A 14,536-nucleotide genomic window follows, 5' to 3' on the forward strand; every position below is an offset into this window, starting at 1 on the left:
CCCGACAGGGCGCTCAGGGCCGCTCCCCGCGCTTGACCTTCGGCTTCGGGAGACGCAGCCGGCGCATCTGGAGCGTACGCATCAGGGCGTACGGCACCGCGCCGCGGAGGTTCTCGTCGGGGAAGCGCTGCTTGAGGGCACGCTTGAGGCTCATGGCCGTGATCACGGAGTTGATCACGATCAGCAGGATCACGACGAGCCACAGCAGCAGCACGAGCGACTGGAAGTCACCCTTGTTGATCATGCTGAGGATCAGGATCACCACGGCGAGCGGCAGGAAGAACTCCGCCACGGAGTACCGCGAGTCCACGAAGTCGCGCGCGAAGCGGCGGATCGGGCCCTTGTCGCGGGCGGGCAGGAAGCGCTCGTCCCCGCTGGCGAGGGCCTCGCGCTGCTTGGCCAGGTCCGCGCGCCGGGCCTCGCGCTGACGCTTGACGGCGTCCTTGCGATTGGTCGGCGTACCGGCCAGGCTGCGGCGCTGCGAGGTCGCCTCGCTGCGCTTGGGGGTGGGGCGGCCCTTGGGGGCCTGCGGGTCACGGGGCTGCTGGGGCTGGTCCGCGGTCACCTTGGCGGCGGCGGCCTGCTCATCCTTCGAACGGCTTCGGAACACAAAACCCAAGGGTACGGGTATCCAGGTGTGTACCCCAGCCCCATGGGGAACGATCCGGCAACGGCGGTGCTCCCCGTGGCTCCCCCGGCGGCTCCCCGGCGGGCCCCCGACCGCTTCCCGGGGGTACGTCTACTCCTTGCGCCGGAGGGCGGCGACCTTGTGATCGTCCTGGAGGAGGAGCGCATCCGGGCCCGAACAGTGCGGTAATGGAAGCAGGGCCCGTACTGTGGGTTCTGAGAGATGTGCCGGAGCCGAAAAGTCCGTCAGAAGGGGGCGCGCGAGGCCCATGAGCGGTGTCATGAAGCGTATGGGGATGATTTTCCGCGCGAAGGCCAACAAGGCCCTGGACCGGGCCGAGGATCCGCGCGAGACCCTTGACTACTCGTACCAGAAGCAGCTCGAGCTGCTCCAGAAGGTACGCCGGGGAGTCGCCGACGTGGCGACGTCCCGCAAGCGTCTGGAACTCCAGCTGAACCAGCTGCAGGGCCAGTCGTCCAAGCTGGAGGACCAGGGCCGCAAGGCGCTGGCGCTCGGCCGTGAGGATCTGGCGCGTGAGGCGCTGTCCCGGCGGGCCGCGCTGCAGCAGCAGGTCAGCGACCTGGAGACGCAGCACCAGACCCTCCAGGGCGAGGAGGAGAAGCTCACCCTCGCCGCGCAGCGTCTGCAGGCCAAGGTCGACGCCTTCCGCACGAAGAAGGAGACCATCAAGGCCACCTACACCGCCGCCCAGGCCCAGACCCGGATCGGCGAGGCCTTCTCGGGCATCTCCGAGGAGATGGGCGATGTCGGCATGGCCATCCAGCGCGCCGAGGACAAGACCCAGCAGATGCAGGCGCGCGCCGGTGCCATCGACGAGCTGCTCGCCTCGGGTGCCCTCGACGACCCGACGGGCACGGCCAAGGACGACATCACCGCCGAGCTGGACCGCCTCTCGGGCGGCTCGGACGTGGAGCTGGAGCTCCAGCGCATGAAGGCGGAGCTGGCGGGCGGGACCAGCGCCGGGCAGCAGGCCATCGAGGGCGGTGCGGCCGGGCGGCCGCAGACGACCCAGGACCAGCCGCGGTTCGACAAGCAGTAGGACACCCGGTAAGCCACTGGTTAAGCACCGCACCCGACCGAGGGAGACCGTCATGATCGTGCGGATCATGGGGGAAGGGCAGCTGAAGCTGGCCGACAGCCACTTCGTGGAGCTGAACACGCTCGACGACGAGCTGCTCGCCGAGATGGAGAGCGGTGACGAGGAGGGCTTCCACCGCACGCTGGGCGCGCTGCTCGACGCCGTTCGCCGGCTGGGCGATCCGCTGCCCGACGACTCCCTCGAGCCCTCCGAGCTGATTCTGCCCGCGCCCGACGCCTCCCTGTCGGAGGTGCGCGAGATGCTCAGCGACGACGGTCTCATCCCCGGCTGACCTCCCGGCTCCCGGTCCGCCCCCGCTCGTCCGGCCGAAGCGGCCCCGGCACACTCCGGCACCTCCCCGCGCCCCCGTCCCCTCCCAGGGACGGGGGCGCGGCGGGATCGGGCCGCGGACGTCCCGCGGGACGCGCCGGCACCGGGCCCTCCTGATGGGACCCTCGATGACCTCCCTCGCCACCACAGGTCTCGCCCGCCCGCACCGCTGGCTGCGCGCGCACCCCTATGCCGCCGACGCGGCCCTCGCCGCCGCCGTCCTCACGATCGTCCTCCTCGGCGCGTACGTGGGCCCGCACGCCTCGGCGCACCGGCCGGGGCCCTACTTCGTCGTGATGTCGCTGTTCGCCTGCGCGGGCCTGGTCCTGCGCCGCCCGATGCCGCGTGCCGTCCTCGCCTTCACCTGTGCGTTCACCCTGCTGGAGACCGTCATCACCGGGGACGACCCGCCGCACACGCAGATCGCGCTCGCCGCCGTGGTGGCCCTCTACACCGTCGCCGCCCGCACCGACCGGCCCACCGCCTGGCGGATCGCCGCGGTGACCGTCGCCGTCCTCACCGGCACCGTCATGTTCTTCGGCGTCCGCCCCTGGTACGCGCAGGAGAACCTCGGCCTGTTCGCCTGGACCGGCATGGCCGCCGCCGCGGGCGACGCCGTGCGCAGCCGGCGGGCCTTCATCGCGGCGATCGAGGAGCGGGCGGAGCGGGCCGAGCGCACCCGTGAGGAGGAGGCCCGCCGCCGGGTGGCCGAGGAGCGGCTGCGCATCGCCCGCGAGCTCCACGACGTCGTCGCCCATCACATAGCGCTGGTCAACGTCCAGGCCGGGGTCGCCTCGCACATCATGGACAGCCGCCCCGACCAGGCGAAGGAGGCCCTCGCGCACGTCCGTGAGGCCAGCCGCTCGGCCCTGGGGGAGCTGCGTGCCACCGTGGGCCTGCTGCGCCAGCACGGCGACCCGGAGGCGCCCACCGAGCCCGCCCCGGGCCTCGGCGTCCTCGACCAGCTCGTCGACGGCTTCGCCCGGGTGGGGCTGCGCGTCGACGTCGCCGCGGCCTCCACCCTGCCCGACGGGCCGGCCACCGCCACCGGCGCCGCCGGGGCGGCGGACGTCGTGGGGCCGCTGCCGGCCGCCGTCGACCTGGCCGCCTACCGCGTGCTCCAGGAAGCCCTGACCAACGTCCACAAGCACGCGGGTCCCGGCGCCCGGGCCGAGGTCGCCCTCCTGCGGGCCCCGGACAGCCTCCTGCTGACCGTCCTCGACGACGGCGCCGGCCGCACCGACCTCACGACGGGTGCGGCCCCCGCCGGCGCGGACCACGGGGGCCACGGCCTGATCGGCATGCGCGAGCGGGCGGCCGCCCTCGGCGGCAGCTGCGAGGCGGGGCCCCGCGAACGCGGCGCCCCGGGCTTCCGGGTGAGGGCGTCCTTGCCGCTGCGGGCAGCGGCGGGGGCGTAGGGCTGCCCCGCGGGCCGTGTCGAACGCACCTCCGCTGCGCGGCGGTGTCCTCAAACGCCGGACAGGCTGGTTTTGGCTGAGCTCAGCCGAAATCAAGCCCGTCCGGCGTTTGAGGACGCGCCCGCAGGGCGCTCGCCGCCGCAGGCGGCAAGACGGCCCGCAGCCGGAGATCCACTGTCCCCGACAGGTAATGTTCGACGGATGAGCGGTCTGAATCTTGATGACTTCGCCACGCTGATCGAGCGGCCCGACTCCGGCGTGCGGCGGGACGCCGAGGAACGGCGGGAGCGGATCGGCCCGCGGCCCGGGTCGCTGGGGCGGCTGGACGAGCTGGGCGAGTGGCTCGCCGCCGCGCAGGGAGCCGTGCCGGTCAAGCCGGTCGAGCGGGCCAGGCTGCTGGTCTTCGCCGGTGACCACGGGGTCGCCGGGCTGGGGGTCTCCGGCGGCCCGGCGGGCGGTGCCGTGGAGCTCGTACGGGCCGCCCTGGCCGGTGAGAGCAGCGCGGCGATCCTGGCCCGGCGGCTGGGCGCGGGGCTGCGGGTGGTCGACATGTCGCTCGACTGCGACCCGGCCGAGCTGCCCGAGGACGTGACCCGCCACCGGGTGCGGCGCGGTTCGGGCCGGATCGACATCGAGGACGCGCTGACCGCCGAGGAGGCGGAGGCCGCCTTCCGCGCCGGGATGGCGATCGCCGACGAGGAGGCCGACTCCGGCACCGATCTCGTCGTGCTCGGCGACCTGAGCGTCGGCGGCACCACGGCGGCCGGCACCCTGATCGCCGCGCTGTGCGGCACCGACGCCTCCGTGGTCACCGGCCGTGGCGGCGCGGGTATCGACGACCTGGCGTGGATGCGCAAGTGCGCCACGATCCGGGACGCGCTGCGCCGGGCCCGGCCGGTCCTCGGTGACCAGCTGGAGCTGCTGGCCGCGAGCGGCGGCGCGGACTTCGCGGCGATCACCGGCTTCCTGCTGCAGAGCGCCGTGCGGCGCACCCCGGTCATCCTCGACGGCGTCGTCTCCGCGGCGTGTGCCCTGGTCGCCCAGCGGGTGGCGTTCCGGGCCCCCGACTGGTGGCTGGCGGGGCAGGCGAGCGGCGATCCGGCGCAGGCGAAGGCGCTCGACCGGATGGCGCTCAACCCTTTGCTCGACCACGGCGTCAGTGTGGGCGAGGGGACAGGGGCGCTGCTCGCTCTGCCACTGGTGCAGGCGGCCGCGGCCCTGGCGGCGGAACTCCCCGAGCGCACCTGACCGACCTCGTCGTCGCGCTTCGGACTTCCCCGTAGAGGGTGCCCCATATGCTCACTTTTCATGGGAGAAGTCCGCGTGACTCCGGAGGACGGCGCCCGTAGCGGCGCCCGGCCACGACGCGCCGCCGCGTTCGCGGTGTGGTACTTGCGTGCCGTGACGTTCGTCAACCTGCTCAGCGCCGTCTGGGTGTCGTTCGGCGCGGACATCCGCCGGCACAACGTGGAGGAGTTCTTCACTCCCTATCTGCTGACGGCGGGCTTCGCGTCGGCGCTGTGGTCGTGGGTCATGGCGGTCACCCTGCGCCGGCGCAAGCGCGCCTCGTGGATCCTGAACCTCGTGCTGTCCGGGGTGCTGCTGGCGATCCTGGCCGTCGCGCTGTTCTTCCGGGAGTTCAACCGGCACCCGCTGAACTGGTTCTCGCTGGTGGCGACCGCCGCGTTCGTCGTCGCGCTGCTGGTGGGCCGCCGCGAGTTCTACGCCAAGGGCGACCGGGCCAACCCCAAGCTGGCCTCGGCCGTCGCCGCCGGCGGGCTGCTGGTCACCTCGCTGATCGCCGCGCTGCTGGTCACCGCGACCAATCAGGCGACCGACGACTACCGCTCGACCTTCCTCGACCGCTGGCACTACGGCGTCATGCGGCTGGTCTCGCTGGCCGCCGACGACAGCAGCTACCGGGGCATCTCCATCCCCGGCTGGGTCGACGTCTTCATCAACGTGATGAGCATGGTGCTGCTGCTCCTCGTGGTCTTCGCGGCCTTCCGCGCCCGCCGGGCCACCGATCCGCTCACCCCCGAGGACGAGGCGCGGCTGCGCGCCCTGCTCGACAAGCACGGCGACCGCGACTCGCTCGGCTACTTCGCGCTGCGCCGCGAGAAGAGCGTCATCTGGTCCCCCACCGGCAAGGCGGCCGTGACCTACCGCGTAGTCGGCGGGGTGTCGCTGGCCTCCGGTGACCCGATCGGCGACCCCGAGGCCTGGCCCGGCGCCATCGAGCCGTGGCTGGCCGAGGCGCGCGAGCACGGCTGGATCCCGGCCGTGATGGGGGCGAGCGAGGAAGCCGGCACCATCTACGCGCGCCACGGCCTGGACGCCCTGGAGATCGGCGACGAGGCCATCGTGGAGACCGCCGAGTTCACCCTCGACGGGCGCGCCATGCGCACGGTCCGCCAGGCCTACAACCGGGTCAAGCGCGCCGGTTACACCGTCCGGATCCGGCGTCACGAGGACATCCCCGAGGCGGAGATGGCCGAGCTGCTGCTGCGCGCCGACGACTGGCGCGACGGGGAGACCGAGCGCGGCTTCTCCATGGCGCTGGGCCGGCTCGGCGACCCGGACGACGGGCGCTGCGTGATGCTCGAATGCCGCGACGGCCAGGGTGAACCGCGCGCGGTCCTCAGCTTTGTGCCGTGGGGGCCCGAGGGGCTGTCGCTGGATCTGATGCGGCGTGACCGCCAGTCGGAGAACGGCCTGATGGAGTTCATGGTCATCGAGCTGCTCCAGCAGGCCAAGGGGCTCGGCATCACCCAGGTGTCGCTGAACTTCGCGATGTTCCGGTCGGTCTTCGAGCGCGGCTCGAAGCTCGGGGCGGGTCCCGTGCTGCGGGCGTGGCGTTCGCTGCTCAGCTTCTTCTCCCGCTGGTGGCAGATCGAATCGCTGTACCGAGCAAATGCGAAATACCGCCCCATCTGGGAACCTCGGTTCATGCTGTTCGAGAAGAGCAGTGACCTGCTGCGGATCGGCGTCTCCAGCGCCCGGGCCGAGGGCTTCCTCGAGGCCCCGGGCCTCCCCAAGTGGCTCAACCGCAAGCACTTGGAGAGCCGGCGATGAACCGCGCGGCGCTGCGCCGCGCCGCGCGCACCGAGTGGGGTCCGCTGGTCGGCACCGTCCGGGACGCGCTGGTCGCCAAGCGGCTGGGGGCCGTTCCCATGACCCTGGCGGCCGTGGCCCTCACCGCGGTCTTCCAGATCGTCCAGAACCAGCCCTGGGGCTTCGAGCCGGTCCAGAAGCTCGGCTCGGTGCAGGCGCGGCTGCCCTGGTGGCTGGCGCTGCTGCGCACGCCGCTGTCGCTGTTCGTCCCGGCGCTGGACCTGCCGGTGTGGGGGGCGCTGGCCCAGGTGCTGATCGTCTTCGGCATCGCCGAGATCGCCCTCGGCAAGTGGCGCACGCTGGCCGTCGCGTACGTGGCCACGCTGGCCGGCACGATGTACGCCCGGCTGGCCATCCACATCGGCCCCGACTCCGTCCTCGGTCTGCCGCCGGAGGCGGCCAAGGTCATCGACACCGGCCCGTCGGCGGCGGTCGTCGGGCTCGCGGTGTACGTCACCTGGCGCTACCGCGCCTGGTTCACCTGCGCGCTGGTGGTGCTCGCCATGGTGGGCGAGGCCGTCGTCAAGCCCAATCTGGCGGGCAAGGAGCATGTGGCCGCCGTGGCCGCGATGCTGGTGCTGTGCGGCGCGGAGGAGGCGCTGCGGCGGCGCAAGCCGCGGCGGGACGACTACCGGGACCGGGACGCGGGTGGGCCCGCGACGTCGCGGCGTACGCCCGAAGGGCGGGGCCCGCGGCGCATGGTGCGTGCGCTCGCGAGGCGGAGGGTCGCCCTCGCACTGGACGCACTCGGGCGAGCCCGGCAACGCGGCGAGCGCGCGTGCCTGGGGGTACCCCCAGCGGTAGCGGGCGGGGCATCGCGAGCCGGGCATGACTTCACGGACACGCCCAAGGGCGGTCAGCGGTCCGGGGCGCCCGCGACCAGGTCGTGAAGCCGGTTGCGCACGGCCTCCCAGCGCCGGTCGTGCCGCTGGGCACGGGCCCGGGCCTTGGCCAGGGCGCGCCGCCGGTGGCGGTAGAAGCGCCGGGCCCACGGTGAGCCCGGCCGGGCCAGGCGCACCGCGCCGACGATCGCGACGAACGGCACCAGCACCCCGATCAGTGCGATCCGCGGCTTGCCCTTGACCAGGGCGAAGAGGGCGATCAGGAAGTTGATGCCGACGGTGGTCCCCACGAGGCCGCGGTTGTGCAGCTCGTCGGGGGTCAGCTCGTTGACCCCGAACGGCGAGGAGCCGGCGAGCACCAGCCCCACCAGAGCCGCCGTCAGCACCACGATCTCGACGCTCTTGCGGCCCTGTTCCGTCCAGTACACGTCGTCCAGGTGCAGGACGAGCGCGAACTCGTCCAGCACCAGGCCGGCGCCGGTGCCGAAGAGCACGGCGCAGACCGCCGCCGCGAAGCCGTGCCGGCCCGCGGCGACCGCGCCGAAGCCGCCAACCACCATCAGCACGACGCCCGGCACGACATGGTGGACGTGCAGGCCGCTGCCTCCGCTGACGTTGCGGAAGGGGCCCTTGCCGGCCCGGATCAGCCGGGTGATGACGCGGGTGACCAGAAACGTCATCACGAACGCGGTGAGCGCGAGCAGCAGCGGCAGCTTGCCCGGTTCGACGATGTTGCGGCCCAACCAGTGACCCATGACTCCCGCTCCCGATACGTGCCCTATCGGCAACCTACTGCCCCAGGCGGGCGGGATACCCTGCCCGCGATGACCGACACGAGACCTGACCCCGGAGGGGCACGGCCCGCCCCCGCGACGCCCGGCGATGCCCTCCGCTTCGCCTTCGGCACACTCACCGTGCTGCCCGTGCGCGTCACCCGCTGGGATCGCCCGGCGGCCCGCGGCGGCATGCTGGCGGCACCGCTGGCGGGCCTGGTCGTGGGCGGTTTCGCGGCTCTGGCCGGGGCGCTGTTCCTGTTGCTGGGCGCCGGGCCGATGCTCGCCGCGGTGGCCACGGTGGCGGTGCCGGCGGTGCTCACCCGGGGGCTCCACTTGGACGGTCTCGCGGATGTCGCCGACGGGCTGGGCAGCGGCAAGCCCGCCGCCGACGCGCTGCGGATCATGAAGCAGTCGGACATCGGCCCCTTCGGCGTCGTCACCCTGCTGCTGACCCTGCTGGGCCAAGTGGCCGCCCTCCACGAGCTGTACAGCGGGAGCTGGGCGCGCGGCGCCCTCGCGGCGCTGGTCGCGGCCCTCGCCGCGCGTTGCGCCCTGACCCTCGCCTCCCGTGCGGGGGTGCCCCCGGCGCGGCCGGAGGGGCTCGGGGCCGCCGTCGCGGGAGTGGTGTCCGGGCGCTCGGCGCTGCTGGTCGCGGCGCTGACCGTGTGCGCGGCAGCGGCGGCGGGCGCGCTCCTCGGCACGTACGAGGAACCGCACCAGGGCCCGTACGCCCTCGCGTTCGAGGCGGCGCGGGCGGGTACCGCGGCGCTGGCCGCCCTGGCCGGCGGGGAACTGCTGCTGCGGCACTGCACGCGGCGCTTCGGCGGCGTCACCGGCGATGTCTTCGGCGCCCTGGCCGAGACGTCGGCGACGGTCGCGCTGCTCGCGCTGGCGCTCGGCTGACGCGCCGCGCCGGCCGGGCGGACGCGGGGCCGGAACAGGCGCGTCACCGCCGTTGTTCCCTCCCCGTCCGACGTACGCCGGCCCCGGCGGCCGGCGGATCCGGCAAATCGGTGCGGTCACGGGCGAACCCGTCGCGGCCCGGCGGGGATACGCTCGCGCGTGCCCGGCTGGCCCGGACCCCGGCGGCGCGGGCGTGCCGCATACGATGCGCAGGGTGCGGCCGCCCACCCCCCGGCCGTCAAAACTCAACGGAAGTAGGGACCCAACCACCGTGACTGCTCTGACTCTCAGCACATCCAGTGCGGCGACGCTGCGCGCGGACGCCGTCGTCGTCGGTGTGGCGAAGGGCCCGAAGGGCCCCGTCGTCGCACCCGGCGCCGAAGCCGTCGACAAGGCGTTCGACGGGAAGCTGGCCGCCGTTCTGGAGACCCTCGGCGCCGCGGGCGGCGAGGGCGAAGTGACCAAGCTCCCCGCTCCGTCCGGCCTCAAGGCCCCCCTCGTGCTGGCGGTCGGCCTCGGTGACGTCCCCGCGAAGGGCGACGGCTACGACGAGGAGGCGCTGCGCCGCGCCGCCGGTGTCGCGGCCCGCGCGCTGTCGGGTACCAAGAAGGCCGCGTTCGCCCTGCCGGTCGACGACGCGGAGGCCGTCTCGGCCGTCGCGGAGGGTGCGCTGCTCGGTGCGTACTCCTTCAACGCCTACCGCGGCAACGGCAACGGCTCCGCCAAGAAGGGCGACGCCAAGGCCGCCGACAAGAGCGCGCCGCTCGCCGAGGTGGCGGTCCTCGGGGCCAAGCCCCGTGACAAGGCGGCCAAGGCCGCCGTCGAGCGCGCCGTCGCCGTGGCCGAAGAGGTCAACCGCGCCCGCGACCTGGTGAACATGGCGCCCAACGACCTGCACCCGAAGTCCTTCGCCGCGGCCGTCCAGGCCGCCGCCAAGGAGCACGGCCTCAAGGTCGAGGTGCTGGACGAGAAGGCGCTGCTCAAGGGCGGCTACGGCGGCCTGATGGGCGTCGGCCAGGGTTCCCTCAACCCGCCCCGCCTGGTGCGGGTCGCCTACACCCACGCCAAGGCGAAGAAGACCATCGCCCTGGTCGGCAAGGGCATCACCTACGACTCGGGCGGCATCTCCCTGAAGCCGGCCGGCCACAACGAGACCATGAAGTGCGACATGGCCGGCGCCGCCGCCGTCTTCGCCTCGGTCGTGGCCGCCGCGAAGCTCGGCGTGGAGGTCAACGTCACGGGCTGGCTGGCCCTCGCGGAGAACATGCCGTCCGGCAACGCCACCCGCCCGGGTGATGTGCTGAAGATGTACAGCGGTAAGACCGTCGAGGTACTCAACACCGACGCCGAGGGCCGGCTGGTCCTGGCCGACGCCCTCACCCGGGCCTCGGAGGAGAACCCCGACGCGATCGTGGACGTCGCCACCCTCACCGGCGCCATGGTCCTCGCGCTCGGCAACCGCACGTTCGGCGTCATGGCCAACGACGACGCGTTCCGCACGTCGCTGTACGAGATCGCCGAGGAGGTCGGCGAGCAGGCGTGGCCGATGCCGCTCCCCGCCGAGCTGCGCAAGGGCATGGACACCCCCGTCGCCGACCTCGCCAACATGGGCGAGCGGATGGGCGGCGGCCTGGTGGCGGGCCTCTTCCTGAAGGAGTTCGTGGGCGAGGGCATCACCTGGGCCCACCTGGACATCGCGGGCCCCGCGTACCACGAGAGCGCCCCGTACGGCTACACCCCGAAGGGCGGCACCGGATCCTCGGTGCGCACCCTGGTGCGGCTCGCGGAGCGCACCGCCGCGGGCGACCTCGGCTGAGCCATTCGCACATCCGTGCGACCCCGGGCGTGTTCCGCTCGGGGTCGCCGGGCGTTCGTTCGCCCTTAACGAAATCCACACACTCGTACGCGCGAGTAACCCGTGAAGGTGACGCATCCGTCGCCCCACAGCCCGGCCCGGCGTCCCGCCGTCCGTCAACAAGTGCGAAGATGTTGTCTCGGCAGGACAGGGCCCCATTGACCCAGGGCCGAAGCAAAAGCGGCCGAACAACAGCCGCCGCCCGGTCATCGACGACCGGCTCCGGCGTATTCCATGCATGGAGGACGTGACGTGGCGAACGACGCCAGCACCGTTTTCGACCTAGTGATCCTCGGAGGCGGTAGCGGCGGTTACGCCGCTGCCCTGCGCGGAGCGCAGCTGGGTCTGGACGTCGCCCTGATCGAGAAGAACAAGCTTGGCGGCACCTGCCTGCACAACGGCTGCATCCCCACCAAGGCGCTGCTGCACGCCGGTGAGATCGCGGACCAGGCTCGTGAAGCCGCGCAGTTCGGTGTCAAGGCCACCTTCGAGGGCATCGACATCGCGGGCGTCCACAAGTACAAGGACGACGTGATCGCCGGCCTGTACAAGGGCCTGCAGGGCCTGGTCGCCTCCCGCAAGGTGACCTACATCGAGGGCGAGGGCCGTCTGTCGTCCCCGACCTCCGTCGACGTGAACGGCCAGCGCATCCAGGGCCGCCACGTCCTGCTGGCGACCGGCTCCACGCCGAAGTCGCTGCCGGGCCTGGAGATCGACGGCAACCGCATCATCTCCTCGGACCACGCCCTGGTCCTGGACCGCGTGCCGAAGTCCGCGATCGTGCTGGGCGGCGGCGTCATCGGCGTCGAGTTCGCCTCCGCGTGGAAGTCCTTCGGCACCGACGTGACCATCGTCGAGGGCCTCAAGCACCTCGTCCCGGTCGAGGACGAGAACAGCTCCAAGCTGCTCGAGCGCGCCTTCCGCAAGCGCGGCATCAACTTCTCGCTCGGCGCCTTCTTCGAGAAGGCCGAGTACACCGCCGACGGCGTCAAGGTCACCCTGGCCAACGGCAAGGAGTTCGAGGCCGAGATCCTGCTCGTCGCCATCGGCCGCGGCCCGGTCTCGCAGGGCCTGGGCTACGAGGAGCAGGGCGTCGCGATGGACCGCGGCTACGTCCTGGTCGACGAGTACATGCAGACCAACGTGCCGACCATCTCGGCCGTCGGTGACCTCGTCCCGACGCTCCAGCTCGCGCACGTCGGCTTCGCCGAGGGCATCCTGGTAGCGGAGCGACTGGCTGGTCTCAAGACCGTGCCGATCGACTACGACGGCGTGCCCCGGGTGACGTACTGCCACCCCGAGGTCGCCTCCGTGGGTATCACCGAGGCCAAGGCCAAGGAGATCTACGGCGCGGACAAGGTCGTCGCCCTGAAGTACAACCTCGCGGGCAACGGCAAGAGCAAGATCCTCAAGACCGCGGGCGAGATCAAGCTCGTCCAGGTCAAGGACGGTGCTGTCGTCGGCGTCCACATGGTCGGCGACCGTATGGGTGAGCAGGTCGGCGAAGCCCAGCTGGTCTACAACTGGGAGGCGCTGCCGGCCGAGGTCGCGCAGCTCATCCACGCGCACCCGACGCAGAACGAGGCCCTTGGCGAGGCCCACCTGGCCCTGGCCGGCAAGCCGCTGCACTCGCACGACTAAGTCCGGGCGCTAGACCATCCGCACTATTCGTAAGGAGCAACCGCAACCATGGCGGTTTCCGTAACCCTGCCGGCGCTCGGCGAGAGCGTGTCCGAGGGCACCGTCACCCGTTGGCTCAAGGCCGAGGGTGAGCGAGTGGAGGTCGACGAGCCGCTGCTCGAGGTCTCCACCGACAAGGTCGACACCGAGATCCCGGCCCCCGCGTCCGGCATCCTGGCCTCCATCAAGGTCGCCGAGGACGAGACGGTCGAGGTCGGCGCCGAGCTGGCCATCATCGACGACGGCTCCGGCGCCCCGAGCGAGCCGGCCCCGGCCGCCGCCGAGGCCCCGGCCGCCCAGGTCGAGTCCTCCCCGGCGCCCGTCGCCGAGGTCCCGGCCCCGGCCGCGCCCGCCGAAGAGGCTCCGGCCGCTCCGGCGGCTCCCGCCGGTGCCGCCGAGGGCACCCCGGTCGTGCTCCCCGCGCTGGGCGAGTCCGTCACCGAGGGCACCGTCACCCGCTGGCTCAAGGAGGTCGGCGACAGCGTCGACGTCGACGAGCCGCTGCTCGAGGTCTCCACCGACAAGGTCGACACCGAGATCCCGGCTCCGGTCGCGGGCACCCTGCTCGAGATCGTCGTCGGTGAGGACGAGACCGCCGAGGTCGGCGCCAAGCTCGCCGTCATCGGTGTCGCGGGTGCCGCTCCGGCCGCTGCCGCCGCCCCCGCCCCGGCCGCCCCGGCCGAGGCTCCGGCGCCGGCTCCGGTCGCGCAGCCCGAGCCCACCCCGGCTCCGGCCGCCCCGGCTCCCGCTCCGGTCCAGGCCGCCCCCGCCGCAGCCCCGGCTGCTCCGGTCCAGGCCGCCGCGCCCGCCGCCGCCCCGGCGCCGGCCGCTCCCGCCGCCCCGGTCACCCCGGCTGCTCCGGCCGCCCCGGTCTCCGGTGCCGAGGCCGACGGCGCGTACGTCACGCCGCTGGTGCGCAAGCTCGCCGCCGAGAACGGTGTCAACCTGGCGACGGTCCAGGGCACCGGCGTCGGTGGCCGCATCCGCAAGCAGGACGTCGTCGCCGCCGCCGAGGCCGCCAAGCAGGCCGCCGCCGCCCCGGCGCCGGCCGCCGCTGCCGCCGCGCCGAAGGCCCCCGCGGTCGAGGCGTCGCCGCTGCGCGGTCAGACGGTCAAGATGACCCGCATGCGCAAGGTCATCGGCGAGAACATGATGAAGGCGCTGCACGGTCAGGCTCAGCTGACCTCCGTGGTCGAGGTGGACATCACCAAGATCATGCGGATGCGCAACAAGGCCAAGGACGCCTTCGCCGCCCGTGAGGGCGTCAAGCTGTCCCCGATGCCGTTCTTCGTCAAGGCCGCCGTCCAGGCGCTGAAGGCCCACCCGGTCGTCAACGCCCGGATCAACGACGACGAGGGCACGATCACCTACCACGACGTCGAGAACATCGGCATCGCGGTGGACGCCGAGAAGGGCCTGATGACCCCGGTCATCAAGGGTGCCGGCGACCTCAACATCGCGGGTATCGCCCGGAAGACGGCGGAGCTGGCCGGCAAGGTCCGCACCAACAAGATCAGCCCGGACGACATGTCGGGCGCGACCTTCACGATCAGCAACACCGGCTCGCGCGGTGCGCTGTTCGACACGGTCATCGTGCCCCCGAACCAGGTCGGCATCCTCGGTATCGGTGCGACCGTCAAGCGCCCGGTGGTCATCAACCACCCGGAGCTCGGCGAGACCATCGCCATCCGCGACATGACGTACCTGGCGCTCTCCTACGACCACCGTCTGGTGGACGGCGCCGACGCGGCCCGCTACCTGACCACGGTCAAGCAGCTCCTGGAGGCTGCCGAGTTCGAGGCCGAGATCGGTCTCTGAGTCTCATGAGGCAGCTGCCTCGAGGGCGCGGCCCCGGTCTTCGTATCCGTACGAGCCGGGGCCGCGCCCTTTC

At 72.7% G+C, this 14,536-nt stretch carries 11 protein-coding genes and 1 pseudogene; 10 read left to right on the forward strand and 2 right to left on the reverse strand.

The features are described 5' to 3' along the window. Nucleotides 1-13: 13 nt before the first annotated feature. On the reverse strand, nucleotides 14-610 hold the full coding sequence (locus tag JO379_RS09645) for a DUF3043 domain-containing protein (RefSeq protein ID WP_130877397.1): 597 nt from the start codon (nucleotides 608-610) through the stop codon (nucleotides 14-16). 298 nt (nucleotides 611-908) lie between these two features. Between JO379_RS09645 and JO379_RS09650 the strand changes: the two genes are divergently transcribed. From JO379_RS09650 to JO379_RS09675, 6 genes and pseudogenes are all read left to right on the forward strand, one after another. Beyond that, the gene (locus JO379_RS09650) at nucleotides 909-1,688 is read left to right on the forward strand and encodes a PspA/IM30 family protein (RefSeq protein ID WP_209514592.1); all 780 of its coding nucleotides are present in this window, start codon (nucleotides 909-911) and stop codon (nucleotides 1,686-1,688) included. A gap of 52 nt (nucleotides 1,689-1,740) precedes the next feature. Next, nucleotides 1,741-2,019 (forward strand): PspA-associated protein PspAA, encoded by a 279-nt coding sequence (pspAA, locus tag JO379_RS09655; protein ID WP_130877399.1) that lies wholly within the window; start codon nucleotides 1,741-1,743, stop codon nucleotides 2,017-2,019. A 166-nt stretch (nucleotides 2,020-2,185) separates the two neighbouring features. Beyond that, complete coding sequence (locus tag JO379_RS09660; RefSeq protein ID WP_130877400.1) at nucleotides 2,186-3,475, forward strand: sensor histidine kinase; 1,290 nt, start codon at nucleotides 2,186-2,188, stop codon at nucleotides 3,473-3,475. Between the two features lie 201 nt (nucleotides 3,476-3,676). Next, a complete protein-coding gene (locus tag JO379_RS09665; RefSeq protein WP_130877401.1) occupies nucleotides 3,677-4,723 on the forward strand; it encodes a nicotinate-nucleotide--dimethylbenzimidazole phosphoribosyltransferase in 1,047 nt (348 codons plus the stop codon). Between the two features lie 60 nt (nucleotides 4,724-4,783). Beyond that, complete coding sequence (locus JO379_RS09670) at nucleotides 4,784-6,550, forward strand: phosphatidylglycerol lysyltransferase domain-containing protein (protein ID WP_209514593.1); 1,767 nt, start codon at nucleotides 4,784-4,786, stop codon at nucleotides 6,548-6,550. Then, nucleotides 6,547-7,263: pseudogene (locus JO379_RS09675) on the forward strand (hypothetical protein); the annotation flags it as partial. The gene JO379_RS09670 and the pseudogene JO379_RS09675, both read left to right, overlap by 4 nt. A 182-nt stretch (nucleotides 7,264-7,445) precedes the next feature. On the opposite strand, the gene JO379_RS09680 reads toward JO379_RS09675, so the two are convergent. Next, complete coding sequence (locus JO379_RS09680) at nucleotides 7,446-8,186, reverse strand: hypothetical protein (RefSeq protein ID WP_130877403.1); 741 nt, start codon at nucleotides 8,184-8,186, stop codon at nucleotides 7,446-7,448. A gap of 69 nt (nucleotides 8,187-8,255) precedes the next feature. On the opposite strand from JO379_RS09680, the gene JO379_RS09685 reads away from it, so the two are divergent. From JO379_RS09685 to sucB, 4 genes are all read left to right on the forward strand, one after another. After that, nucleotides 8,256-9,110, forward strand: coding sequence for an adenosylcobinamide-GDP ribazoletransferase (locus JO379_RS09685; protein ID WP_209514594.1), 855 nt, complete (start codon nucleotides 8,256-8,258; stop codon nucleotides 9,108-9,110). Nucleotides 9,111-9,381: 271 nt separating this feature from the next. After that, complete coding sequence (locus JO379_RS09690) at nucleotides 9,382-10,926, forward strand: leucyl aminopeptidase (protein ID WP_130877405.1); 1,545 nt, start codon at nucleotides 9,382-9,384, stop codon at nucleotides 10,924-10,926. Nucleotides 10,927-11,217: 291 nt separating this feature from the next. Next, a complete protein-coding gene (gene lpdA / locus JO379_RS09695; protein ID WP_165451518.1) occupies nucleotides 11,218-12,606 on the forward strand; it encodes a dihydrolipoyl dehydrogenase in 1,389 nt (462 codons plus the stop codon). A gap of 48 nt (nucleotides 12,607-12,654) precedes the next feature. After that, a complete protein-coding gene (sucB, locus tag JO379_RS09700) occupies nucleotides 12,655-14,463 on the forward strand; it encodes a 2-oxoglutarate dehydrogenase, E2 component, dihydrolipoamide succinyltransferase (RefSeq protein WP_130877407.1) in 1,809 nt (602 codons plus the stop codon). The last annotated feature ends 73 nt before the right edge of the window (nucleotides 14,464-14,536 follow it).

Source organism: Streptomyces syringium (assembly GCF_017876625.1).
GTDB lineage: Bacteria > Actinomycetota > Actinomycetes > Streptomycetales > Streptomycetaceae > Streptomyces > Streptomyces syringius.

Coding starts and splice junctions, on each gene's coding strand:
- JO379_RS09685 (WP_209514594.1), top strand. CDS start 8,256: ATGACCGACACGAGACCTGACCCCGGAGGGGCACGGCCCGCCCCCGCG.
- JO379_RS09670 (WP_209514593.1), top strand. CDS start 4,784: ATGGGAGAAGTCCGCGTGACTCCGGAGGACGGCGCCCGTAGCGGCGCC.
- JO379_RS09680 (WP_130877403.1), bottom strand. CDS start 8,186: ATGGGTCACTGGTTGGGCCGCAACATCGTCGAACCGGGCAAGCTGCCG.
- JO379_RS09665 (WP_130877401.1), top strand. CDS start 3,677: ATGAGCGGTCTGAATCTTGATGACTTCGCCACGCTGATCGAGCGGCCC.
- pspAA (WP_130877399.1), top strand. CDS start 1,741: ATGATCGTGCGGATCATGGGGGAAGGGCAGCTGAAGCTGGCCGACAGC.
- JO379_RS09650 (WP_209514592.1), top strand. CDS start 909: ATGAAGCGTATGGGGATGATTTTCCGCGCGAAGGCCAACAAGGCCCTG.
- sucB (WP_130877407.1), top strand. CDS start 12,655: ATGGCGGTTTCCGTAACCCTGCCGGCGCTCGGCGAGAGCGTGTCCGAG.
- JO379_RS09660 (WP_130877400.1), top strand. CDS start 2,186: ATGACCTCCCTCGCCACCACAGGTCTCGCCCGCCCGCACCGCTGGCTG.